Annotated in this window: 20 protein-coding genes; 8 read left to right on the top strand and 12 right to left on the bottom strand. The window is 52.7% G+C overall.

The features are described from left to right. Positions 1–61 precede the first annotated feature (61 nt). Positions 62–1,084, bottom strand: coding sequence for a YhfC family glutamic-type intramembrane protease (locus ACJA3I_RS04490; RefSeq protein WP_458863576.1), 1,023 nt, complete (start codon positions 1,082–1,084; stop codon positions 62–64). A gap of 498 nt (positions 1,085–1,582) precedes the next feature. Then, positions 1,583–2,485: an NAD(P)-dependent oxidoreductase gene (locus ACJA3I_RS04485; protein ID WP_458863575.1), complete on the bottom strand. Its 903-nt coding sequence runs from the start codon at positions 2,483–2,485 to the stop codon at positions 1,583–1,585. A 141-nt stretch (positions 2,486–2,626) separates the two neighbouring features. Between ACJA3I_RS04485 and ACJA3I_RS04480 the strand changes: the two genes are divergently transcribed. From ACJA3I_RS04480 to ACJA3I_RS04470, 3 genes are read left to right on the top strand one after another with little or no spacing between them, the layout of a single operon-like run. Then, a complete protein-coding gene (locus ACJA3I_RS04480; protein WP_458863822.1) occupies positions 2,627–3,397 on the top strand; it encodes a LamB/YcsF family protein in 771 nt (256 codons plus the stop codon). A 4-nt stretch (positions 3,398–3,401) separates the two neighbouring features. Further along, on the top strand, positions 3,402–4,097 hold the full coding sequence (gene pxpB, locus ACJA3I_RS04475; RefSeq protein WP_458863574.1) for a 5-oxoprolinase subunit PxpB: 696 nt from the start codon (positions 3,402–3,404) through the stop codon (positions 4,095–4,097). Further along, entirely contained in the window at positions 4,094–5,056 is a 963-nt protein-coding gene (locus ACJA3I_RS04470; protein ID WP_458863573.1) for a 5-oxoprolinase subunit C family protein, read from the top strand. Before pxpB ends, ACJA3I_RS04470 begins: the two co-directional genes overlap by 4 nt. Positions 5,057–5,172: 116 nt before the next feature. Here ACJA3I_RS04470 and ACJA3I_RS04465 read toward each other — a convergent pair whose 3' ends face one another. After that, positions 5,173–6,558, bottom strand: a complete 1,386-nt coding sequence (locus ACJA3I_RS04465; RefSeq protein ID WP_458863572.1) for an MATE family efflux transporter — start codon at positions 6,556–6,558, stop codon at positions 5,173–5,175. A 93-nt stretch (positions 6,559–6,651) separates the two neighbouring features. Here ACJA3I_RS04465 and ACJA3I_RS04460 point away from each other — a divergent pair, with 93 nt between their 5' ends. Together ACJA3I_RS04460 and ACJA3I_RS04455 are read left to right on the top strand one after the other, a co-directional pair. After that, positions 6,652–7,092, top strand: a complete 441-nt coding sequence (locus ACJA3I_RS04460) for a MarR family winged helix-turn-helix transcriptional regulator (protein ID WP_458863571.1) — start codon at positions 6,652–6,654, stop codon at positions 7,090–7,092. Further along, a complete protein-coding gene (locus tag ACJA3I_RS04455; protein WP_458863570.1) occupies positions 7,092–7,796 on the top strand; it encodes a GTP pyrophosphokinase in 705 nt (234 codons plus the stop codon). The genes ACJA3I_RS04460 and ACJA3I_RS04455 overlap by 1 nt, the downstream gene beginning before the upstream one ends. Positions 7,797–7,857: 61 nt before the next feature. Here ACJA3I_RS04455 and ACJA3I_RS04450 read toward each other — a convergent pair whose 3' ends face one another. Further along, complete coding sequence (locus ACJA3I_RS04450) at positions 7,858–9,177, bottom strand: Sapep family Mn(2+)-dependent dipeptidase (protein ID WP_458863569.1); 1,320 nt, start codon at positions 9,175–9,177, stop codon at positions 7,858–7,860. 242 nt (positions 9,178–9,419) lie between these two features. Between ACJA3I_RS04450 and ACJA3I_RS04445 the strand changes: the two genes are divergently transcribed. Then, positions 9,420–10,991 carry a hypothetical protein gene (locus ACJA3I_RS04445; protein WP_458863568.1) on the top strand — a complete coding sequence of 524 codons (1,572 nt, stop codon included), beginning with the start codon at positions 9,420–9,422 and terminating at the stop codon, positions 10,989–10,991. Between the two features lie 211 nt (positions 10,992–11,202). Here the strand turns inward: ACJA3I_RS04445 and ACJA3I_RS04440 are convergent, their stop codons facing one another. The 8 genes from ACJA3I_RS04440 to ACJA3I_RS04405 form a co-directional block, all read right to left on the bottom strand. Then, positions 11,203–13,140: an ABC transporter ATP-binding protein gene (locus tag ACJA3I_RS04440; RefSeq protein WP_458863567.1), complete on the bottom strand. Its 1,938-nt coding sequence runs from the start codon at positions 13,138–13,140 to the stop codon at positions 11,203–11,205. Then, entirely contained in the window at positions 13,140–14,888 is a 1,749-nt protein-coding gene (locus ACJA3I_RS04435; protein WP_458863566.1) for an ABC transporter ATP-binding protein, read from the bottom strand. Before ACJA3I_RS04435 ends, ACJA3I_RS04440 begins: the two co-directional genes overlap by 1 nt. A 43-nt stretch (positions 14,889–14,931) precedes the next feature. After that, the gene (locus tag ACJA3I_RS04430) at positions 14,932–15,375 is read right to left on the bottom strand and encodes a MarR family winged helix-turn-helix transcriptional regulator (protein ID WP_458863565.1); all 444 of its coding nucleotides are present in this window, start codon (positions 15,373–15,375) and stop codon (positions 14,932–14,934) included. 204 nt (positions 15,376–15,579) lie between these two features. Beyond that, positions 15,580–17,940, bottom strand: coding sequence for a helix-turn-helix transcriptional regulator (locus tag ACJA3I_RS04425; protein WP_458863564.1), 2,361 nt, complete (start codon positions 17,938–17,940; stop codon positions 15,580–15,582). Between the two features lie 115 nt (positions 17,941–18,055). Then, positions 18,056–18,910 (bottom strand): hypothetical protein, encoded by an 855-nt coding sequence (locus tag ACJA3I_RS04420; RefSeq protein ID WP_458863563.1) that lies wholly within the window; start codon positions 18,908–18,910, stop codon positions 18,056–18,058. Between the two features lie 179 nt (positions 18,911–19,089). Continuing rightward, positions 19,090–20,304 (bottom strand): MFS transporter, encoded by a 1,215-nt coding sequence (locus ACJA3I_RS04415; RefSeq protein WP_458863562.1) that lies wholly within the window; start codon positions 20,302–20,304, stop codon positions 19,090–19,092. A 9-nt stretch (positions 20,305–20,313) separates the two neighbouring features. Next, a complete protein-coding gene (locus tag ACJA3I_RS04410; protein ID WP_458863561.1) occupies positions 20,314–21,237 on the bottom strand; it encodes a DMT family transporter in 924 nt (307 codons plus the stop codon). A gap of 236 nt (positions 21,238–21,473) precedes the next feature. Continuing rightward, positions 21,474–22,643 carry an amidohydrolase gene (locus tag ACJA3I_RS04405; protein WP_458863560.1) on the bottom strand — a complete coding sequence of 390 codons (1,170 nt, stop codon included), beginning with the start codon at positions 22,641–22,643 and terminating at the stop codon, positions 21,474–21,476. Positions 22,644–22,873: 230 nt separating this feature from the next. Here ACJA3I_RS04405 and ACJA3I_RS04400 point away from each other — a divergent pair, with 230 nt between their 5' ends. Further along, positions 22,874–23,218, top strand: coding sequence for a cupin domain-containing protein (locus ACJA3I_RS04400; RefSeq protein WP_458863559.1), 345 nt, complete (start codon positions 22,874–22,876; stop codon positions 23,216–23,218). A 534-nt stretch (positions 23,219–23,752) separates the two neighbouring features. Continuing rightward, positions 23,753–24,613, top strand: coding sequence for a PLP-dependent cysteine synthase family protein (locus ACJA3I_RS04395; protein WP_458863558.1), 861 nt, complete (start codon positions 23,753–23,755; stop codon positions 24,611–24,613). Positions 24,614–24,616: the final 3 nt, after the last annotated feature.

The raw sequence follows: 24,616 nt of genomic DNA, 5'->3' as shown, positions 1-24,616 counted from the left end.
ATTTTCTGCCCACCAAAAAACCGCGCAGCCTGCTTCGGCTGCGCGGTTTTTCTGTCATCGATCAGCGATCGGGGTTTTCTTTTTCTTCTTCCTCTTCTGTCTGCGGCAGATCCCGGTTCGGCTCTTCGGCTTCTTCCGGCTCTTCGGTCTCAGCTGCTTCTTCCGGCTCCACGGTGAGCACCGGTTCTTCCGATTCTGCCGTTTCGGCGCCTTCTTCCAGGAGCGATCCTTCCGCCGTTTCTCCTTCAAGCAGCCCTTCCGGCGATTCTTCCTGCGGCATTCCTTCCACCGGAAGCTCCACGCGATCCATCTGGCGGAAATGGCTCACCAGGGGCATACATCCCACCACAGTCAGCATCGTCAGCAGGAAAATGAAGCCTTCGCCCATCCAAATGCCGTGGGGCGTCATCAGCGAGATGCCGAAATTCAGCAGAAAATGCCCGCCGAAAGCCAGCCAGAAATAACGGCTTTTCTTTTGGCGGATACCATAGAACACCAAAAAAGTAAAGGCGATCTGCAAAACCATCACCATCATGCGCTCAATGCCGCTGGCCGCGAATTTGATGGCGGGTGTTCCGGTGATCACCGAATAAATGCGCATCGCCTGTTCCTGCGAAAGCGATTGTTTTGTGATGTAATCGAGAAAGTTGTTGTTATGGATGGAGAACGCCAGCATCAAATTCGACGCCGCCGAAACGCCCACCACCACGATGGCATCGGCAAGGCCGTGGCCCAGGCCATAGCCCAGCGCATCCCGCGCCGTCAGGTCGCGTTTTCTGCCCAAAAGCTTGCTGCCGATCAGCCAGCGGCTGCCCGCTTCAAAAATGGCGGCCGAAAGCCCCATCACCAGCCCGCTGCCCACCAGCGTATCCATAAAATTCGCCACCGTATCCACTCGATAAAGCAAAGAAAGCAGCGGCAGCCTCAATAAATATTGAATGACCAAATAAGTGAAAAGCCCTGCCAGAGCCGATTTCCAAGGCACACGGCGGGCGGCGCATAACACCACCAACACGATCGCCGGCAGGAAAAACGCCGCTGTCAGGGTGAAAATCATTGCTGCAAAAGTTGAAATACTAACCACGAATGACTCCTCTCTTTGAAAGCCCGCTCAAAAATTTTCGCCGGCCTTCCTACTGCTTCTGATAAAGCCGCATGCGGCGGGCGCAAAAACAGTTTGCCTTTTTCTTCAAATTCGAATCCTCCCCGCGCATGCATGACACATGTTAAAAGTATACCCCCCGCGGCGGTTTGCTGTCAACCGCGGGGGCGCATTGTTCACAGTTTGGCTTTTTATTGCATAAAAAAGCGGCCGCGCGATGCTGGTTCATCACGCGGCCGCCAAAACGAACATTATGTAAAAGGGTTCCGATCGGTTTTTTTCGCCGTTCTTCGCCCTTCCCTCAGGGCAAACAACGGCTTCTGCCATTATTCATCCTTCGGCTAAGCGCTTCTTCCCCTGGCATGAAAACGATCGGCCTTGCGGCCATATCGCGCCCTTCATGCAGCGCCTCTGTTCTCATCTTGAAAGAACAATCCTATTATCTGTGGCGGAACACAAATTATCAGTGGTATTTTTTGGTTATTTTTGCGATTGTAAAAACGCTTCGATGTTTTCGAGCACCTTTTGAGAAAGCCGCGCGGTGCACTGCACCGAAGAACCGGAACAGCGCAGGGTGTGGATGGCGTTTTGGTAACCCTCCAGCGCGTCGCCCATGCTATCCATGGCCACCCCGTCGCAAAGATAGAAATTCCCCTTGCCGTTTTTCAGCCAGTTCTGCAAAGCAGGCAGATCGAAACAGGGGCCGATGGCGGTGTTCAACAGAATTTTGCCGTTTCCGAACTGTTCAAATTCTTTTTCATGCAGAAGAATGGTGTTTTTATTGAGGTGCGCCGAAACGATCTCCACCGTTTGCAGCAATTCTTCCAGCGGCAGATAGCGGCTGCCCCTGGCTTCCTGTTCGGGCTTGCGGGTGCGGCTGTAATAATAGACCTCCGCGCCGAAAAAGCGCAGCGCATCCGCCATCATTCCGCCGGTTCTGCCCATGCCCAAAATGCCCGCTTTCACGCCTGTCAGTTCGCTGGGGCGGCTTTTCCACATCTGATCGCCAAAACCATGCATCAGCCTTATCAGCTCGCTGATGCCATATTCGATCACGCCCTCATCGCCGTAATCGCGGATGCCGGTGACGGCAATGCCGCGCTGGCGGGCTTTGGCCAGATCTACATTGGCGCTTTTCTCATCATAAAGGGTGCAGCACATGCCGATATATTTCAGGTTGGGGCAGGCATCGATCACATCGCCCGTGATCTTGCCTGTGAAAGAAACCAGCGCGCCATCCGCGTCGCCGATGCGGCGGATGATCTCTTGTGTTTCCAGTGTTGTGTCGGGATAAGCCACATATTCCCGGGCGGTCTGCTTCACTTTTTCCAGATGTTCCTGATCTAAACCAATTTCCTCGATGGCCACTAATTTTCGAAACATTTCATTTTGTCCTTTCACTTTGATAAGCCCAGTATAACAAACTTTATCGGGCCCGTAAAGCCGCGGTTTTCCAAAAAACAATATCGCTTTTTCTGGAAATCACTGCCCACCTGTGCTATGATGAGCCCAGAGGTGATAATGATGAATAGAATCGATTTAAACTGTGATCTGGGCGAAAGCTTCGGCGCCTACACCATCGGTCTGGATGAAGCGGTCATCCCCCATGTATCCTCTGTCAATGTGGCCTGCGGCTGGCATGGCGGCGACCCTCTGGTCATGGAAAAAACCGTAGCGCTTGCCCGGCAGTTCGGCGTTGCCGTGGGGGCTCACCCGGGCTTTCCCGATCTGATGGGCTTTGGCCGCCGCGAAATCAAAGCTTCCCCCGATGAAGTTTATGCCTATGTCAAATATCAGCTGGGCGCCTTATCGGGCTTCACCCGTTCCCAAGGCGTTGAGATCCAGCATATGAAAGCGCATGGCGCGCTTTATAACATGGCAGGCAAAGATCTTGCGCTGGCGAAAGCCCTTTGCCGCGCTGTGCATGATTTCGACAGCCAGATGATCGTTCTGGCTCTGGCGGGCAGCAAAATGGAAGAAGCCTGCCGGGAGCTTTCGGTTCCCTGCGCCCGCGAATTTTTCGCCGACCGCGCCTATGGCCCCGATGGCAATCTTGTGCCGCGCAGCCAGCCCGGCGCCGTGATCCACGACACGCCAACCGCGCTGGATCGCGTGATCCAGATGATCCGCAGCGGCACCATCACCGCTTCCGACGGTTCACAGCTGCCGGTCGCCTGTGATTCGATCTGCGTGCATGGCGATAACGAAAGCGCCGTGAATTTTGTAACGGCCATTCGGCAGCGCCTTGCGCAGGAACAGATCGAGGTTCAGCCCTTCGGCCGCTTTTTGAGGTGAGCCGATGGAAGATTCCGTTCGCTTTCTGCCCTGCGGCGACAGCGCCGTCACCGTCGAATTCGGCAGCACCATCGATAATATGCTCAACCAGACCATCCATGCGTTTTGCGGCGCGGTGGAAGGCCTGCCTTTGCCCGCCCTTCGTGAAGTGGTGCCCACCTATCGTTCGGCAACGATCCACTATGATCCCGAACAAATGAGTTACGGCGAGCTTTGCTCGCTGCTCGCGCCGCTGGCCCAGAGCATCCGCCCCGAAGAAAAAGCCGGTGAACTGATCGAGATCCCCGTTCTTTACGGCGGCGAACAGGGGCCTGATCTTGAGATCGTGGCCGCCCATTGCGGCCTGAGCGCCGAAGAAGTCATCCGGCTGCATTCCGCGCCCGATTACCGCATTTTCATGCTGGGCTTCACCCCCGGCTTCCCCTATCTGGGCGGGATGGACCCCAAGCTTTCCACCCCCCGCCGCAAAGAACCCCGCACCGCCATCCCCGCAGGTTCCGTGGGCATTGCCGGGGGGCAGACGGGCATCTATCCCATCGTTTCACCCGGCGGGTGGCAGCTGATCGGCCGAACGCCGCTTTCACTGTTCGACCCCGCCGCAAACCCGCCCATCCTTTTGGCGGCGGGCAAGCGCATCCGCTTTGTGCCCATCGATGCGCAAACCTTTGAAACCATTCAAAAAGGGGGTGGCCGTTTATGATGCGTGTTCTTGCGCCCGGCCTGTTGACCACCTTTCAAGATCTGGGCCGCCACGGCTGGCAAAAATTCGGCGTGCCCGTTTCGGGCGCCATGGATCAGCGCTCGCTGATTTTTGCCAACCTGCTGGCGGGCAACCCTGCCCATGAGGCCGCGCTGGAATTTACCATGCTGGGCCCCACCGTGGAATTTTCTTCCCCCGCGGTGTTTGCCCTTTGCGGCGGCGAGTTTCAGCCCACGCTCAACGGCAAAGCCCTTGAAATGGGGCGGGCTTATATCGCCCCCAAAGGCGCTGTGCTCACCATCGGCCCCGCCCGCGCGGGCTGCCGCGGTTATCTGGCCGTCAACGGCGGTTTCACCTTAACGCCTGTGATGGGCAGCCGCTCCACCTATTTAAAAGGCGGTTTCGGCGGCTGGCAGGGGCGCGCCCTTCAAAAAGGCGATGAGCTGCCCCTGCGCGGCAGCGTTTGCTATCTCAACGCCATGGATCGGCGCTTCATTCCTCAGCAGCCCTGCTGTTCTTCCCCCACGCTGCGGGTCATTCTCGGCCCCCAGGATGACGCGTTTTCCGCTCAGGGCATCAAAACTTTTCTTTCTTCCCCTTACCGCATCGACCCGAAAAGCGACCGCATGGGTTATCGCCTTCTGGGCGCGCCTATTGCCCGCGCCCCAGGCGTGACAGACGGCAATATTCTTTCAGACGGTGTGGCCATGGGCTCCATTCAGGTGCCCGATGCCCTGCCGCTGATGATGATGGCCGATCGCCAGACCACCGGCGGATATACCAAGATCGCCACCGTCATCACTTGTGACCTGCCCCTCGCGGCTCAATGCCGCCCGGGCGACACCCTTCGCTTCGAGGCCGTTTCCATGGAAGAAGCCCAGCGCCTCTTCCGCAGGCAGCAGCGGGAATTCCGCGCGCTGGCTCAGGCTCTGGATCAGCCCGACGGCCTTTGGGATTAAACACTTCTGCGCCATAAAAAAGCTCCCCCCGCGCAAAAGAACCGTTTCGATAAAACAAGGCGGCAAACCGCCTTTGTTCTATCTTCCGATCGCTGCGCGGCGGGGAGTTTTGATTTTTATTTCATCTCGGAAGTTTCCGTTTCCATCCGGCGCATGGCCGCGCGGAACTGGAAGAAAAACAGCGTTGCCGTGGTGGCCACTGCCAAAAGGTCGGCCACCGGTTCCGCGGCAAACACGGCGGTGGTCTTATTCGCCGGCATCAGCACAGGCATCAGATAGATCAGCGGGATCAGCAGAATGATTTTGCGCAGCAGGGCCAGAAACAGCGAGCTTTTGGCGTTGCCCAGCGCGATGAAAGTCTGCTGGCAGGCGATCTGCACCCCGAAAACGCCGCATGCCGCCAGATAAATGCGCATGGCGTGGCTTGCAAACCGCACCAAAGCAGGGTCGTTATTGAAAATTTTCACAAAAACACCCGGGAAAAGCATTGCGGAAGCCCACAGCACCGTGGAATAAATAACACAGCAGAGCAGCAGCAGTTTGAAGCTTTGCTTGACGCGTTTTTCATCTTTTGCCCCGTAATTATAGCTGATGATGGGCTGCGCGCCCTGGGTAAGCCCCATCAGGGGCAGCATGGCGAACTGGTTCACACTGGTGAGAATAGTCATGGCGCCCACCGCCAGATCGCCGCCGTAACGCAGCAGCGAAGCGTTGAAGCAAACGGCGATCAGGCTTTCGGTGGATTGCATGATGAACGGCGCCATGCCCAGCGCCACACTGGGCAGCACGATTTTTTTCTTTAATCGAAGGTTGGCTTTTTTGATGCGCAGCGTCGTTTTTTTGCCCGTGAGGAATCGCAGGATCCAAATCATCGAAAGCGCCTGCGAAAGGATCGTCGCCAGCGCCGCCCCGCGCACGCCCATATGGAACCCGAAAATCAAAATCGGGTCGAGAATGATGTTGCAGACAGCGCCGATGAGCACCGTCAGCATACTGATTTTTGAAAAGCCCTGGCAGGTGATGAACGCATTCAGCCCCAGGGTCATCTGCACGAAGATCGTGCCCGCAGCATAGATGCGCATATACTGCATGGCATAATCGATGGTATTTTCACTGGCGCCGAAAGAAAGCAGCATCGGCCTTGCGAAAAGGATGAACACCGCCGTTAGAATAACAGAAAGCAGAAAAAGCAGCGTTACGGCGTTGCCCAATGTTTTTTCGGCTTCTTCCTGATTCCCCTGCCCCAGAAAAATAGAGGCGCGGGGGGCGGCGCCCATGCCCGCAAGGGCCGCAAACGCCGAAATCAGCATGATCAGCGGCAAACAGACCCCGACCCCCGTCAGCGCCAGTTTGCCCACTTCGTGAATATGGCCGATATACATTCTGTCGACCAGGTTGTATAATAGATTAATGATCTGCGCCGCGATGGCCGGCATGGCCAGCTTGCGCAGCAGCCTGCCTACCGGTTCCCGGCCCAGCGCCTGTGTATTGTTCTGCTGCATTTTTCGCTCCCCTTACATTGACTTTCTTAAGATCTCGCTGTAATATAGTTTACAACGAAACAGTTTTATTGTCAACCACATGGAGGTATCAACATGGATCAACCCATCAGCCGGTTTTTATGGTTCACCAAACAAGCGGATAAGCTGTATGGTTCTTTGCTGCTGACTGCCGCCGAGCAATGCGGGCTCACCACTCCTCAGGCGCAGGTGCTTTGCTTTTTGGGCAATAACCCCCAAATGGATACGGCGCGTGACATGGCCTATCTGCGCAATTTTTCAAAAGCCTATATTTCCCGCGCGCTGGAACCGCTGCTTGAAAAAAAGCTGGTCGTCATTCGAACCGATCCCACCGATCGCCGCCTGCAGCATTTAAAGCTCACGCCCCATGGCAGGCAGATCTTTGAGCTGCTTCACAAAACACAAACAGATTTCATCGGGCGCCTCACCCAATCGCTCAGCCCCGAAGAAACCGAAACGCTTTGGGCGCTGCTCGATAAAATCTCTCAACAATCTTTATCTCTGGAGGAATCTTAATGCTCCCCGAAAACAATCGCATCCAGGAAAAGCTTTCTCTCCTGCAGCATCCGCTGCTCAGCATGGAAGAAACGCGCCCCTATATGCAGCTGATGATGCAATACGACTGCGCCATGCTGGAAGTGCGCACAAAGCTGGAAGTTCTCAATTCCGAGCTTTCGCTGGAAAGCGAACATAACCCCTTCGAATCGATCAAATGCCGCTTGAAAAAGCCGCAGAGCATCTTAGAAAAGCTGCAGCGCCGCAATCTGCCCATCTCGGTGGACAGCATCGAAAAAAACCTGACCGATGTGGCGGGCATCCGCGTCATCTGCTCTTTTCCCGAAGATATCTATCGCATGGCGGAATGCCTTTGCGCGCAGGATGACATCATCGTTTGCGAAGTGAAGGATTATATCAAAAACCCCAAACCCAACGGCTATCGCAGCCTGCATCTGATTCTCGATGTGCCGATTTTCCTCACCAATGAAAAAAAGCACATGAAGGTGGAGGTGCAGTTCCGCACCATTGCCATGGATTTTTGGGCCAGCCTGGAACATAAAGTGCGCTATAAGAAGGATATCAAACATTCGGCCATGATCGCGGCCGATTTAAAGCTTTGCGCCGAAACCATCAACGCCATGGATCACGAGATGCAGCGCATCCGCCACCTGATCGAAGAAAATTCCGGCGAAGCTTCTAAAGATCCTGCGCCGAAGCCTTAAAAACCTGCCGAAACAGCAGAAAAGGCGTCACCATAACGGTGACGCCTTTTTTGATATCCTCTTATTCGGTTACCAGTTCTTTCAGTGCGGTGTAATAGATCTCCATCGCCTTCATCAGGTTATCGATCTTCGCATATTCGTTGGGCATATGCTCGGTGGTCTCTTCCCCGGGGAAATTCGGCCCAAACGCCACGCAATTATCCAAAGCGCGGGCATAAGTGGCGCCGCCCGAAATTTTGGGCTTGCTTTCATGGTCGCCCGTGATCTCTTGATAAGCCTTCGTCAGCGCTTTTGCCAACGGGCTGTCAAGGGGCAGATAGATCGAGCGCAGCCAATCCACTTCTTTCATTTCAAGACCGTATTCTTTGCCTTTTTCGCTTAGCAGGCGCAAAACCGTCTCTTTTTCGGTCTTCACCGGCAGGCGCAGATCCAGCCCGATCTTCGTGCCGTTTTCATCGGCCTGCACCATGCCCATATTCACAGAAAGAGGGCCGGAAAAATCTTCCAAGCTCTCTTTTGAGAACCCTTCGAACCGATGCTGATCCACCAGACAATCGGCGATGAATTCCATGGCGCGGTCGCCCTTGCCCGCTTCGTTCATGGCCGAAACCAAATGATAAATGGCGTTGACCCCCAGCCACGGGTTTTTCGCGTGGGCGCCCTTGCCAACGGTTTCGATCTCGCCGCCCGCGATTTTATATTCATAGCCATGAGCTTTCAGCCGTTCTTCCACCGCGCTGTCTTGCTTGGTGAAGGCAAAAGCCGCCACGGCGTTCATGCTGTCGCCCCCGCGGAATGGCGTTTTGGCCGGTGTTTTTGTGGTGAATTCCACCTGAAGCAGCCCTTTTTCGGCATAAACAAAGGGGAAGCCGCTGTCGGGGGTAAAACTCATCACGGGGATCTCTTCCTGCGCCACATAATGGTTGATGCAGGCCCACGAAGTTTCCTCCGCAAGGCCCAAAATGAAGCGCACGCGGTTTTTCAGTTTTGCGCCCTCATCCAAAAGCGCTTTCAAGGCATAAGCCGCCGCCAAAACGGGGCCTTTATCATCCTGGATGCCGCGGCCGTAAATGCGCCCGTCGCGCACTTCGGGCTTAAACGGGTCGCTTTCCCAGCCGTCTTCTTTTCGGGCGGGCACCACATCCAAATGGCCCAGAATGCCGAACAAAGGCCCTTCGCCGATTTCGGCATAGCCATAATATCCCTCCGGATCGGCATAAGTGGAAAATCCCATCCTTTTCAGGATGTTCAAGGTGACCTCCAAACATTCCACCGCCTTTTTGCCCGTGGGGAACCCTTCTTCGGGCTTGCCCACAGAGGCCACGCTCACCACGGCCAGCGCGTCTTCAACAAAGGCATCGCGATATTCTTTCAGCTGCATGAAAAAAACCTCCTTCATCCTGCATTGTCATTTTTTTGCATTCTAACCATATTTTCTTCACTATACACCGACTTTTCTTCGAAGTCAATTTCTTTGTGCAAGATTAATATTTTACCGCTGCAATGTATAAAAATAATTGTTGAATATGCAGAATAATAATGGTATGATGAAGACAATTAAAGGAAGTTTTCCCCTGCAAACAGAGAATCTCAAACACAATATTTGAATGCGAGGTGTTCTTCATGGCAAAGCAAAAGGGTAAATTTGCAATGCCCCCGGCAATGATCATCGTGAGTATCTTCCTTTTACTCATCGCAATTCTCACATGGTTTGTTCCCACTTCAGTCGTTGTGAGCAACGATGACGGAACAAAGGAGATCGTTTACAACGCCAAATTCGATGATGAAGGCAATGTGGTGAAAGACGCCGGAACAGCCCCCGCGGGCCTGTGGCAGATCGTCAAAGCCCCCATCACAGGCTTCCAAAAGGGCAGCGATGTGGTTTTCGCCATTTTGATCGCCGGTTCGTTTTTGGGCCTTCTGAATTACACAGGCGCTTTGGATGCCGGCATCGGCGCGCTGCTGCGGCGCTTCACCGGCAGAAAACTTCTGATTACCCTGACCCTGGTCTTTGCTCTGATGGGCACCATCTTCGGCACATGGGAAGAGATCCCCGTTTATGCCATCGCGGTGGTTCCGCTGGTGGTGATGGCCGGTTATGATGTGATGACAGCCCTTGCCGTTTTGTTCGTTGGCGCCACCATCGGCAACATGGCCAGCGTTGTTAACCCGTTCTCTACCGGCGCCGCCATTTCCACCATCGGCAACGATGCGCTGTCTTTAGGCTCCGGCATGGTGCTGCGTTTCATTCTGTTCATCGCCATGTTCGTTCTTGGCACATTCTTTGTTCTGCGTTATGCCGAACGGGTGAAGAAAGATCCCACGAAATCCGTTCTTCACGGCATTGACGGCATCCAGACTCTTGCCGACCGCAAAGATTCCGCCAATATGCCTCAAATGACCAAAGCCCGCAAATGGTCGCTGATTATCTTCATCGTGATGATCCTGCTGACCGTCATCGGTTATATCCCCTGGGGCGAGATCCATGTGGGCGAACGCACCATGTATGATATCATCAACGCCCCCCAAACCGTTTTGATGGAAAAGGTTCCGTTCATCGGCAACCTGCTCGGCTCCACCGGTTTCACCAACTGGGGCGACTGGTATTTTGATGAATATTCTTATGTTTTCCTGCTGGGCACCATTGTTGTGGCCTTCATCAACCGCCTGAAGCTCGATGAATTTGTGAAGCAAGTCGTTTCCGGCGCCCGCGATCTTCTGGGTGTTACCCTGGTTCTGGGCGTTGCAAAAGGCATTTCCGTTCTGATGGGTTCAAAAACCTATGGCATCAGCGTGACTTTCGTTTATTGGATCCAGAACGCGCTGCAAAGTGTTCCCGCGTGGGCGTTCGTTATCGCCTGCCTGCTGGCATATCTGGCCATCGGCTTCTTCCTGCAATCCACCAGCAGCGTCGCCGGCATCACCATGACGATTCTGGGCGCTGTGGCAGGCGCGCTGTTCGCTTCGAATGCAATGATCGGTGAGATCGGCGGTCAGGTCATGTTGGTTTCCTGCTTCACCGTCGGCATCAACTTCATGTCCGGCATCTATCCGGGCGCCACCACCATGGGCACCTTGGATCTTGTGAAAGTGCCTTATGACAAATACCTGTCGTTCATGCTCAAAGCCACGATCCCCCTGCTGATCCTCAGTGCTTTGATTATTTCCATCGCGCCTTATCTGCATCTCATCTAACTTTTCGCCTCATATAAGGGAACCGGCAAGATCGAATCGATCTTGCCGGTTTCCTGTTTTCGGGGCTCCACAGCGCCCCGCGCAGCTTCTCTCTGCCCTGTTTTGGTTTTTCATAACGCCTGCGTTCCTGGGTCTTCTGATTTGTTTGCATGGCTTCTGTCTGCTCTGTTTTAGCTTTCACAGCGCCCGTTTGAAGGGCGCTGTTTTTGTTTTAAGCCGTTTCTTCAAAATTGCCTGTGTAAAGCTGATAATATTTTCCCTTTTCCGCAATCAATTCGTCATGGGTGCCGCGCTCGATGATGCGGCCGTTTTCCAGAACCATGATACAATCGGCGTTACGCACGGTGGAAAGGCGGTGCGCGATGACAAAGGTGGTTCTGCCATGCATCAGGCCATCCATGCCTCCCTGCACAAGCGCTTCCGTTCGGGTATCGATGGAGCTTGTGGCTTCATCCAGAATCAAAACGGGCGGGTCGGCCACGGCGGCGCGGGCGATAGCCAGCAGCTGGCGCTGCCCTTGGCTCAGGTTGCCGCCATCCCCGCTCAAAGGCGTTTCGTATCCCTGGGGAAGCCTGCAGATAAATCCATCCGCATTGGCCAGCCGCGCCGCGGCGATGCATTCTTCATCGGTGGCTTCCAGCCGCCCATAACGGATGTTTTCCATCACAGTGCCGGTGAACAGGTGCGTATCCTGCAAAACGATGCCCAGCGAACGGCGCAGATCCTGCTTTTTGATCTTATTGATGTTGATGCCGTCATAGCGTATTTTGCCATCCTGAATATCATAAAAACGGTTGATAAGATTGGTGATGGTGGTTTTGCCCGCGCCGGTGGAACCCACAAAGGCGATTTTCTGGCCGGGCGTGGCGAACAGCTTGATATCATGCAGCACAAGTTTGTTTTCTTCATAGCCAAAATCCACATCATCAAATACCACATCGCCTTTCAGCTGGGTATAGGTGACGGTCTGATCCGCCGCATGAGGGTGCTTCCAGGCCCAAAGGCCTGTGCGCCGGTCGGTTTCTTCCAGCTCGCCGTCTTTGCCCCACCGGGCGTTGCATAAGGTCACATAGCCTTCATCCGCTTCGGGCTTTTCATCCAGAAGCGTGAAAATGCGGCCCGCGCCCGCCAGCGCCATAATTACGCTGTTGAGCTGCTGGTTGATCTGCATAATGGGCTGGTTGAAGCTTTTATTGAAAGTTAAAAACGAAACCAAGGTGCCCAAAGTCAGCCCGGCATAACCATTCAGCGCCAAAGTACCGCCCAGAACGGCGCAAAGCACATAGCTTAAATGGCCGATATTGCCGGTGATCGGCCCCAGAATATTGGCGAACTGGTTCGCATTGCTGGCGCTTTCGCGCAGGGTGTTATTCATCTCTTTAAATTGTTCGAGGGTCTTTTCTTCGTGGCAAAAAACCTTGACGACTTTTTGCCCTTCCATCATTTCTTCGATATATCCGTTCAGCGCCCCCAGGTCTTTTTGCTGTTTGATGAAAAACCGGCCCGATTTGGCAGCCACCTTTTTGGTGACATAAAGTGTGATGCCCACCATAAAAAGGCTCAGCGCCGTCAGCGGCAGGTTCAGCATCACCATGCTGATCAGCACGCTCACAAGCGTGAACCCGCTGGAAAGGAACTGCGGCAGGCTCTGGCCGATCATCTGGCGCAGAGTATCGGTGTCGTTGGTATAGATCGACATGATGTCGCCGTGGGCATGGGTATCGAAATAGCGGATGGGCAGCGATTCCATGTGGGTGAACAGCTGCACACGCAGCTGCTTCAAGGTTCCCTGGCTCACAGTCACCATCAGGCGATTATAGGCCCATGAACAGAAGATGCCCCCTGCATAAATGGCGGCCATGCGGCATAACGCGCCGAACAGCGGCCCAAAATCCGGTGTTTTTGCTTTGGTCAACGGAAGAATATATTGGTCGATCAGCGTTTTTAAAAACAGTGTGCCCTTCACGGTGGCCAAAGTGGAACCCACCAAAAACACAGCCACCAGCAAACAATGGAACTTATATTTTTTGAAAATGATGCCCAGCAGCCGTTTTAAGATGGGCCCCGCGTTTTCAACCTTTTGGCGCGGCGCACCCATTCTTCCCGGTCCGCCCGGCCCGCGCACTTCACGCACTTTTTCCTGTGCCATTATTGCGCACCTCCCGCTTTATCAAAATCTCCGCCGCTGACCTGCGATTCATACACCTCGCGATAGATCCTGTTGTTTTTCAGCAGCGCTTCGTGGGTGTCGAATCCATCGATCCGGCCTTCTTCCAAAACAAGGATGCGGTCGCAGTCCTGCACGCTGGAAATACGCTGGGCAATGATAAGCTTGGTGGTCTGGGGGATCTCTTCCGCCAGCGCTTTTCTGATCTGAGCGTCTGTAGCGGTATCCACCGCGCTGGTGGAATCATCCAAAATCAATATTTTTGGCTTTTTCAAAAGCGCGCGCGCAATGCAGAGGCGCTGCTTCTGCCCGCCCGAAACATTGGTTCCGCCCTGTTCGATGCGGGTCTGATAGCCTTCGGGCATTTTTGCGATAAATTCTTCGGCGCAGGCCAATTGGCAAACCCTGCGGCATTCCGCTTCATCGGCCTGTTCATTGCCCCATCTCAGGTTTTCCAAAATTGTGCCGCTGAATAAAATATTCTTTTGCAGCACCACCGCCACCTGATTTCTCAGCGTTTCCAGATCATAGGCGCGCACATCTTTTCCGCCCACCCAAACGCTGCCCTTTGTCACATCATAAAGGCGGCTGATGAGGCTGACCAAGGTCGATTTTGCGCTGCCTGTGCCGCCGATGATGCCGATGGTCTCGCCGGAACGGATATGGAAATCCACATCCTGCAAAACATCCCTGCCCGAACCCTGCCGATAAGCAAACGAAACATGGTTGAAATCGATCTGGCCGTTTTCAAGCATCATCACAGGGTTTTGCGGGTTTTTCAGCGTGCTTTCTTCTTTTAAAACTTCTGTGATGCGCCGCGCGCTGGCCGCGCTCATGGTGACCATTACAAACACCATCGAAAGCATCATCAGGCTCATCAGGATATTCATCACATAGCTGAAAAGGCTGGTGAGCTGGCCTGTTGTCAGGCTGCCGCCAACGATCATGTGGGCGCCCAGCCACGAAAGCGAAAGCATGCAGCCATAAACCGCCAGCATCATCGATGGGTGGTTCAGCGTTAAAATGCTTTCGGCTTTCACAAACAGCCCACATAAACGCTCGGCCGCGGCCGTGAACTTTTTATTTTCATATTTCTCGCGCACATACGCTTTCACCACGCGAATGGCCGAAACATTTTCCTGCACACTGCTGTTTAGCGCATCATATTGGGCGAACACCTGGGTGAAAAACCCCGATACCCTTGAAATGATGACCGCCAGCACCGTTGCCAGAAAAGCGATGGCCGCCACAAAGATCAGCGCCAGCTTGGCGTGGATGGTGAACGCCATGATCAGCGCGCAGACCAAAGTTACCGGCGCGCGCACGCACATTCTTAAAATCATCTGGTAAGCATTCTGCAGATTGCTCACATCGGTGGTAAGCCTTGTCACAAGGCCCGCTGTGCTGAATTTATCGATGTTGGCGAAAGAAAAGCCCTGAATTCTTTCAAACATCGTTTCACGCAGGTTGCAGGCAAACCCTGTGGAAGCTTTCGCCGCCAGTTTGCCGCCCAAAACGCCGAAAGTCAGGCTCAGCATAGCCATTACCAGCATAATGCCGCCGTAAAGGCATACTTTTTCCATGTTCCCGGCCTCGATGCCCTGATCGATGATAGAGGCCATCAACAGCGGGATGGCCACTTCCATCAACACTTCAAGCACCATAAAAAGCGGCGTCAGCAGCGATACTTTTTTATATTGCTTCACCTGACCCCATAAGGTTTTTATCATTTGCCGTTCATCCTTTCCCTGTTGCGAAAGATCCGTTTTTTCATCATTTTGCCTCGCGCTCTAAATTTTCTTTGATGCGGCGTGCCGTTTTCAAAAAGCATTCCAGATCTTCGGCGGGGATATCTTTTCGCATCTGTTCTTCGATCAACACGATCTCGCGCCGTATTTTTTCTTCCAGAAGTATCGCTTTTGGCGTCAGCACCAGTTTTTTCAATCTGGCATCCTGCGGAACCGATTCGCGCAGAATAAAATCATTTTTTTCCATCAGCTGGATCATGGAAGACGCCGTTGAGCGGCGGATCGAAAAAGTTTCTTCCACATCGCGCTGAAAAATATCTTCCCCACGGTGGTCATAAAGATATCCGATGATCCACCCGTGCATTCCCGTGATATGTTCGTTTTCAGAAAACGCGGTTTGATGAATGCGCCGTTTGATGAGGTTCGAAATGGCCTTGAGCTGAAAGCCGATGGTTTCTTCCCGGTTCATGCCTCTCACTCCTTTTGCAATATTGTTAGCTTACTAACATTATAGGCCTTTCTGTTTTTCTCTGTCAACCCACCGGGCATATTTTTACACTTCATTCACAGTAAAAAAGCAAAAAAAATAACGCCCACCCGCTTTAGAACAAAAAGCGGATGGGCTGTCTATTTTTCAATTCTTTGGCGGCGGGCCTTTTCAGATCAAGCCTTCCTATTCCCGGGTCATGGCGATGGCGCTGGCCCTGTTTTTGACCCCCAGCTTGTGATAGATGTGAGTGATATGGAATTTCACGGTTCTCACCGTAATGCCCAGAAATGCGGCGATCTCTTCGTTTTTCATGCCCTCCACCAAAAGTTTCAGCACAGTGGTTTCGGCATCGGTGAGAGGAATGCGCCCTTTCTCTTTTTCGGGCTTCAAATAAAGCGGATAATAAAGCGCCTGGCGCTGGGCGGCTTCGCGCCATTTTTTCATGATTTTTTCATCGGAAAAATTCTTGATCTTCTGCAGCATTTCATAAACCGCCGCGCCCTCATCGGCCACGATGCGAATAAATTTATATTCGGCGCATTTTACGAGCGTTTCCTCAAAAATGCTTTGCCATGCGGGGTCTTTCATGCGATAAAGGGCGATAGCGCCCAAGATTCCGGCTTCCATCCTGCCATATTCGCGGTGATAGGCGGTGAAATAATGGTTGAGCTGGCCTAATAGAGCAAGCGCTTCGTTATGTTTTTCCTGCAGCAGATAGCAGCGAACCTTCGTGAGAAAACAATAACGGTCGATCACATGAAAGGTTTCATATTCGTTGGGCGCTTCATGGCTCATCCATTCCGCAGCCTCCCGATAACCGCCCCGCAGCAGTTTCATCCGCAGATCAAACGCCCGCATATTGGGCTGCAGGGTTTTTTCGCCGATGCTTTGGCAAACGGTCTGTTCCACATAAAAAGCTTCCTCCAGATTCCCCTGGGCGGCAAAAATGCGGCTGATAATGGCCGCCGCGGCGAAACGCAGCTGATCGTTGCCGCCGATCTGGGCTTCGGCCATGCCGCTGTTGAGTTTCACCAAAGCCGGGGCAAATTTCTGGCCGGCGGTTTTTTCAAAAAGGCTCTCGCCAAAACCAATATCCGCAAGACCGATGCTGCTTTTGCCCAAGGTCAATTCCACCGGAACGCGAAGCGTTTGATATAACAGCGCATCATGCTTTGACCATTCGCAAAAATCTTTGCCGCCGTTCATCAGGCTGGGCATATTGCCGGTGATGCTCATTTGATGGGTGGGAATATTTTTCTTTGAGATCAGCGGCGCAGTATCTTTGATCAGCTGGATCATGTTGGCCGTGCCGCGGTGAGGCAGCGCGATCTTTAAATAAACCAGCTCCCGTTGGGCTTCACGCCGCAAAGCGCCTTCTTTCGGGGCGGCCTGATAGCATTCTTCCAGCCTTGAAAACCACTGTTCGCTTTCTTCCACGCGGCAGCAAAGCGAATGCAGCATCGACAGCGCGCTCATCATGCGGGGCGATTTCAGCGCCAATTCTTCGGGCACAGCCAGATAATATTTTTCAAGCTCATAAAACTGGCCGTTCCCCGCATGGTTTTCGGCGTTTTCCAATAAAAGTTCATAAATTTGGCTGAAATTCTTCGCTTCATAGTAATAATAAAGCGCCTTGGGATATTCCTGCTTCAAGGTGTAATAAAGCGCCGCCCGTTCCTGGATCTCTCGAATTTTTTCCGCAGAAAAAACGATTTTTTGTTTCCACTGTAAGTATGCGTTGAAAACCGCGGGGATCTCATAGACCCCCGGGCTCTTCACCTGCAAAAAGCCGCCGATGCGCTGCATCTGCTCCAGCAGGGGCAAAACCTCCGCCTTGCCCGTCACCATCTGCGCCATTTCTTCGGTGAATTCATCAAACCCGCCGATGTTCAGCAAAAAATTCTGTATTTTCTCTTCCCACTTTGAAAAAAGCATTTGATCGAAGAGCAGAAAAACATCCCGATAAGCGGCCTCTTCGGCCTGCCTGCTGATTTGCTGCTCTTTGGCGATGCGCTTGCCGAGCAAAATCGTTCCCAAGACCCAGCCTTTGGTTTTCTCTAAAAGCGCTGTGATCTGCTGATCTGAAAAGCTCATTTTCTGCAAAGCGAAAAGTTTTTTGGCCTCTTCCCGGTCTAACGCCAGACAATCGGGGGAATATTCTTTCAGTTGGCCCGTCAGATCAAAGGGGCGCAGCCACGCCGGCAGTTCACAGCGGCCTAAAATCAAAAAACGCGTCTGATAAGATGCCTTGGCCATCATCGCCAAAACCTGCTCGCCATCATACACTGTGAGCAAATTCTGCACATCGTCGATCATCAGAAGCTGCACACCGCTTTCGATGGCGCTTTGGCAAATGTTTTTCCAATTTTCCTGCCCCACGCAAACGCTTGCTGTGTTGCCGTCATATTTTTTCAAGAATTCGGTGGCCGCGCAGGTTTTTCCATAGCCGATGGGCGCTTTTAGATAGATGACCTTAAATTCCTTGAAATCTTTTTCCATTTGAGAAAACAATTTTTCGCGTGGAATATTCTTCTCGGTTTTCATGCGAACTCCTTTTCTTTGCCGGCCGGTCGAAAGAATAGCCGAAAATGGCGGTTTTACAGCTTTGCTGTGAAACCGCCATTTGATGATTGGATTGATGCTGTTCTATTTTATTGTTTTATTTTGCTTCGTCATCCTTTTTCCGCAATGCAACGCTTCCCGCTGCGGCCAAAACGCTGATGGCCAACATGGCGCCCGCGCCGCCGCCTGTGTGAGGCAGGCCTTCCAGAGGAACCTTTTCATCTGTAATATCTTCGCTCTGTGCCGGTGTTTCTTTTGCAGGGGTTGTGGGCACAACAGCTTCGGGAATCGGGTTCTCGGGAATGATCTCGGGGACTTCCGGTTTGACTAAAGGAACATCCTCATTGGGGATAACTTCTTCTTCCGGAGTCGGATCTGGATCAGGTGTCGGAGTCGGAGTCGGATCTGGATCAGGTGTCGGAGTCGGAGTCGGATCGGGATCAGGTGTCGGAGTCGGAGTAGGATCGGGATCAGGGTCGGGATCAGGATCAGGATCAGGATCAGGATCAGGGTCGGGATCAGGATCAGGATCAGGCGTAGGCGTTACAATGTTTCGAAATTCATAGCTGTCTGTGCCTTCTGTCGCGTTGTTGTTATTGCCGTTATCATTCGAAGCTTTGTGGCTCGCCAGCGCTGCATGATATACTACGCCATTTTCATCCGTGATAACGATATCGATGGATCCGCCCGTCAGATTTAATTCAGGCACTTCATCGATGGATTCCCATTGTCCGCTGCCTTTTGCGCTGAAGCGATAATCGTTTTTGCCGATGGTCACTACAATATCCAATTTATCAAAAGGTGCTTTATTGCTGTTGGACGAATTGAAAATCTTCGTAAAATCCACATCTGTATTCTTTTTTGCAAAAGCTGTGGGGCCAACGGTCACCAACATACTGAAAACCAGGAACATCGAGAATATTTTCTGGAAGCGACGCGTCTTTTTTTTCATATCATTCACCCTCAATCGTTTTACTCTTTATTGTGCTTTCAGTATAACGGTTCAGAGTTACTTTTTCGGTTACATTTTCCAAGTTATTTTTTCTTTTTTCATGCCCTATCAATTCTAAATTTTGCGGCATTTTTATGGCTCATAAAAAGTAAAAGCGCCGAAAATTTCGGCGCCTTTCTCTATTTGCTTGTCACTGTCTTTTCTCTTTTTTCTTTTTTGTAATACAGCGCCGAGCAGCAAGTGGCGATTACGAACACCACAGCGGCAAAAATGAACGAATATTTTGCGCCTTTGGCATAGATCAGCCCCGCCACCAGTGAACCGATGATACCGCCCAGCGATTTGGTGGCATTATAAAAGCCCATGATCACATTGCTTTCTTTTCCCTGCGCTTTTTCGGCCACCAGCGCCTGCAGCAGCGGGATCGCCACCGCATTAAACGCATAATAGACGATATTGATGATCAAAAACGGCGTGACCGCATCCACAAACACCACGGCTAAAGTGGTAAAGGTGCAGGCGCCCAGCACATATGCCGTCGATTTTTTCACATTGGTGCGCTTGATGATCCATAAGCAGATGGTGGAATTGGCCGCCAGCGAGATAAAGCCGATCACGCCTTTGATCACGCCGTTATAAGCCGAAGTGAAGCCCAGCTGATCTTTGATAAAATAATTGAAGCATTGATCGTAGGCGGTGTAACCCAAATTTTGCAGCGCCGTCACCGAGAATAAAATGGCGAACATCACCGTCATGAATTTGCGGCTGTCGGCAAAAGCGGCGAAGGGATTGGCCTCTTTCACCAGCTGCCTGGTCGTGATTTGGTGAATATCCATCTGGGTGTCTTTTTCACAGACGAAATAAAAGGCGATGCCGCAAAGAAAAAGCAAAATCGATTGGGCGGCGAAAGCGGTTCCAATGGAAATTTCGCCTAAAAACCCGCCGATCATGAACCCAAAGGCGCTGCAAACGCTGCCGATGGTGGCTTGGATCATCAAATTGCGGCCTCTTTCCTGTTCCGGCGAACAGTTGACGATATAAGTCAAAAAGCTCACAAAAGTGGCGCCAATGAAAATGCCCGAAAAACCGCGGGCGATCACCACCATCATTTCTGTTCGCGCCAGCCCGAACATGGCCTGGCCGATGGCATAGCCTGTGCAGCCGATCAGCATGGAAGTGCGGCTGGAAATATATCCGTTCAGCTTGCCCCAGAAGGGTGAAAATAAAAAGTTCGCGATCTGCATGGCCGCCAAAGCCACACCGAACATATAAGCTTTCAAATGATATTCCACAATGAAAGTGGGGGTCACGGGGTGGGCGAAGTTCGCCGCCATATTCAGCACGCACATCACCACAAAGAATAAAAACATCCTCTTTTTGCTGTTTTGTTCCATCTTTTTCTCCTACTCTTCCTTCGCGGCCAGCGCCTCTTTTTGTTCCTGTGTCACATAATATCCCAAGCCGCATGCCATGATCGCGGCGCCCAGATACATCATTTTGTTGGGCACTTCGTTCAAAATCAAAAAGCCTGTAGCCGCCGTTACAAAAGGCCCCGCAAGGTTGATGACCGAAACCGAGGCCGGGCGCACATAGCGCAGCGCCCAAATGGGCACCGAATGGCACAGCAGGGTGCAAAACCAGCTGAGCAGAAGCAGATAAAGAATCGCTTTCCACGACAGGCCGAAATCGGAACCGTTAAAAACGCAGTAAGCCCCGTTGAAAATGGTGCAAAGCATGTAATCCACGCCCAAAAGCGGCAAAAGATCCAGCCCTTTTCTCACCGCGCGGCCAAACACCGTGTTGCCCGCGTTGAACAGCGCAGAAACCAAAATAATGATGATCGCAAGGCCGCTGGTGCTGCCGGCGCCCATATTGTCAAGGCCGATAACGCCCACGCCCACCAGACAAACGGCAATGCCCAGCATCGATTTTTTCGATATTTTCTCTTTTAAAAAGAACCAGGCGAAGACCACCACAAACACGGTTTGGATGTTGCCCAGCGTGTTGACGATAAACGCCGACGCGCCCTGATTGATGGCTTCCGCCCAGGAAAGCATGCCCACTGTTTTGGTGATGGAATAACCCACCAGCAGCAGAAATGTTTTTTTCGACATGGAAAAGACCTTTTGGCGGTTTTCTTTTTTAGAAAACAGCACCGGAACCACCAGAAGCGAAACAAACAACATGCGATAAAAGGTGATCACGGTGGAATCCACCCCCAAATTGATCAAAAGCTTGATCAGCGGCGAAATAAACGAACCGATCACCATTCCGCCGATGCAAACCAGATAAACCCGCAGCAGCGGCATTTGTTTTGTGTTTTCCATGTGTCGCCTCCATCTCGATCTTACATCATTCCCCATCTATTATAAAAGGTTAAGCTTATAAAGTAAATTGTGTGAACTTCCAAAAGCAGTCTGTGTTTTTCGTGGTTTTCCCTTGTTTTTTTCGTGATTTTGCCTTTTTTTGCAGTTTTTTGTCTTTGTCTTACCCAAAACTTTTTGCATAAAAATCGGGGGCAGAGAATCGCTCTCTGCCCCCGATTTTTTATTGCAGTTTTGCTTTATTTTTTATGAGAAGCGCGGTAAACGATTTCGCCCTCGATCATCGTCATCACGCAGCGTGTCATATTGCTGAAGGGGTGACCGTCGAACATGGCGACATCTGCATCCTTGCCCGGTTCCAGCGAACCGACGATGGCATCGATGCCCAGCAGCTTTGCGGGGTTGATGGTCACGCCCTTGAAAGCATCCGCCTCTTTCAGGCCATGGGCCATGCAAACGCCCACATCACGGGGCAGCCACTTGGTTTCAGAAGAAGTATCGGCCGTCAGGCATACCATGCAGCCTGCGTCGATGAGGGTCTGAGCGTTTTCGGGGATCGCGTTCCACAGTTCCATTTTTGCCGGCGGCATCAACAGAGGCCCCACCACGCATCTGGCCTTTTTGCTGCCCAGATATTCGGCGATCAGGTGGCCTTCCGTGGCGTGTTCCAGTGTATAATCCAAACCGAATTCCTCGGCGACGCGAATGGCTGTGCAGATATCATCCGCGCGGTGGCAGTGGATTCTGGCCTTCATCTCGCCGCGCACCACCGGAACAAGCGCTTCCAGCATGAAATCATATTTGCCGATCTTGGTGCGGTCGTCGCCCACCTGCAGCAGACGGTCGGAATAATTTTTGGCGTTGGCCAAAGTTTCGCGCCACACGCCGGCGTTGCCCATGCGGGTCATGGGTGATTTGTCGCGGGGGCCATAATTGGTTTTGGGGTTTTCGCCCAGCGCCATTTTCATGGCTTCTGTGCCGGGGATGACCATTTCATCGGCCACTTTGCCGCGCAGCTTGAATGCCACGCCGGTTCCGCCGATCAGATTGCCCGAACCGGGGCCTGTATAGCAAGTGGTGAAGCCCGCTTCACGCACTTCTTTCATGGCAAAATCAAAAGGATTCAGCGCGTCGATGCCCCGCAGATAAGCCTGGATGGGGCCGCTCATTTCATTGCCGTCGTTGCGGGTGCGATGCCAGTTGGGTTCGTTGAAGGTCGAAATGTGGGTATGGGCATCAATGAGGCCCGGGGTCACATATTTGCCTTTGGCATTGATGATCTCGGCATCTTCGGGGATCTCAACATTGGGGCCCACGGCGCGGATCTTTCCGCCTTCCACCAAAACGGTTCCGTTTTCCAAAATGGAGCCATCGACCAAAACGACCTTGCCGCCTTTGATTGCAATCATTGTTCCTTCTCCTTTTTATGTTTCGCTTCGAAACTTATTTATTTTTTGAAACCTGTTTTTCCATTATACACCCGATTTTTTCCTTTGGCAATCGCGCAAAATCATTGTAATCCGCCGCCCTATCCGATATAATAACTGCATCATGGTTCTTTTGTTTGATCGGCCCGCCCAAATGAGCCGGGCTGATCGTCAGCCACCTACACTATGTTATTGCGGAAAGGGATGTTTTTATGCTTCGCAGAAAAGATGAGATGACCTCTGTAAAAAAACCGAACCTTCGCGGCGGCGAAGGCGTGATCGATGCCTATGAACTGCTGCGCCCCTGCGACCTTTCGGGCAAGGCAAATCTCTGCGCCATTATGACGGTCGAGCCCGGATGTTCCATCGGTGAACACGCCCACCAGCCCGACGCCGAAATTTATTATATGCTGGAAGGCGAGCTGCGCGTTTGGGATAACGGCAAAGAAACGGTGTTTCATCCCGGCGATGTGATGTTCACCGCCAACGGCGATACCCACGCCGTGCGCAACGATTCCGATGCCCCCGCCAAAATGCTGGCCATCGTCATCGCCTAACCGCTTGATCCCTCTGATAAAAAGCAAGCTTTCAGCTTGTGAATTCGCGAGAAAAGCGGGCGCCCGTGCGTTTTGCAGGTGCCTATCAACCGGCTAAACTCCCGTCTGCGTAAAGCAGGCGGGAGTTTTTTATAAGCCGTTAAATATTGCAGCCATGTATAAAAGCGCGCCATTGACTTTCGGAAGGGCAGTTTATTGGAAGAAAGCGTATGCTCATGCTCTTTTTCAAAAACGTTTTACCCTGTCAGCCCCTGTGAACCCGGCCTTTCAGGGAATCCCCAGACTTTTCAACATGGCACCCGCGCTTTTTCGGCTGCCTGTTTTTTCCTTGCACTTTTCACTTTCGATTGACATAGGTTGGTAAATATGCTAGACTGCATTTCAACTAATTCAGAATGGAGGAACGGATATGGATCGTCGTTTCACGGTGCTGCCGAAAGCGGGCTTTCGTTTTTCGGAAACCTGTCGATGTTGCATCTCACAACAGCCCCGGCAAAAATTTTTTATTTTAAAAAGAATAAAGGAGACGAATTCATGTCTAACATCTATACTTCCATTGACCAGCTCATCGGCAACACGCCGCTGCTGGAGCTTTGCAATTTTGAAAAATTCCATCAGCTGAACGCCACGATTCTGGCGAAGCTCGAATCCTTCAACCCCGGCGGCAGCGTGAAAGATCGGGTGGCGCGGGCCATGATAGACGATGCAGAAGCCAGAGGGCTGCTGAAGCCCGGTTCCGTCATCATCGAACCCACCAGCGGCAACACAGGCATCGGTCTTGCCGCCGTGGCCGCCGCCCGTGGCTATCGCATGATCGTCACCATGCCCGAAACCATGTCTGTGGAACGCCGGAAGCTGATGAAAGGTTACGGCGCGGAGGTGGTCCTCACCGAGGGCGCCAAGGGGATGCAAGGCGCCATCGCCAAAGCGCAGGAACTGGCGGATCAAACGCCGGGCGGCTTTCTTCCCGGCCAGTTTGTGAACCCCGCCAACCCTGCGGCGCACCGCGCTTCCACCGGCCCCGAAATCTGGCGCGATACCGACGGAAAAGTGGATATTTTCGTGGCGGGCGTGGGCACAGGCGGCACGATCACCGGCGTGGGTGAATATCTGAAAGCGCAGAGCCCCGCCATCCGCATCGGCGCGGGCTTTGTGCCCGATGTGCTGAACACGAAGGTCTATGACGAGATCATTCGGGTGCGGAACGAAGACGCATTGGCGGCAGGGCGTGAAATCGGGAAACTGGAGGGCGTGCTGGCGGGAATTTCTTCCGGCGCGGCGGTTTGGGCGGCGCAGGCGCTGGCATCCCGGCCGGAAAACGCAGGCAAGGTGATCGTGGCGCTGCTGCCGGATACCGGCGAGCGCTATCTTTCCACCGCGCTGCTTATGGATTAAGCC

Source organism: Acidaminobacterium chupaoyuni (assembly GCF_047936785.1).
Taxonomy (GTDB): Bacteria; Bacillota; Clostridia; order Oscillospirales; family Butyricicoccaceae; genus Acidaminobacterium; species Acidaminobacterium chupaoyuni.
Note: the sequence above shows the minus strand (reverse complement) of the source record. Positions and strands in the feature narration are given on the sequence as shown.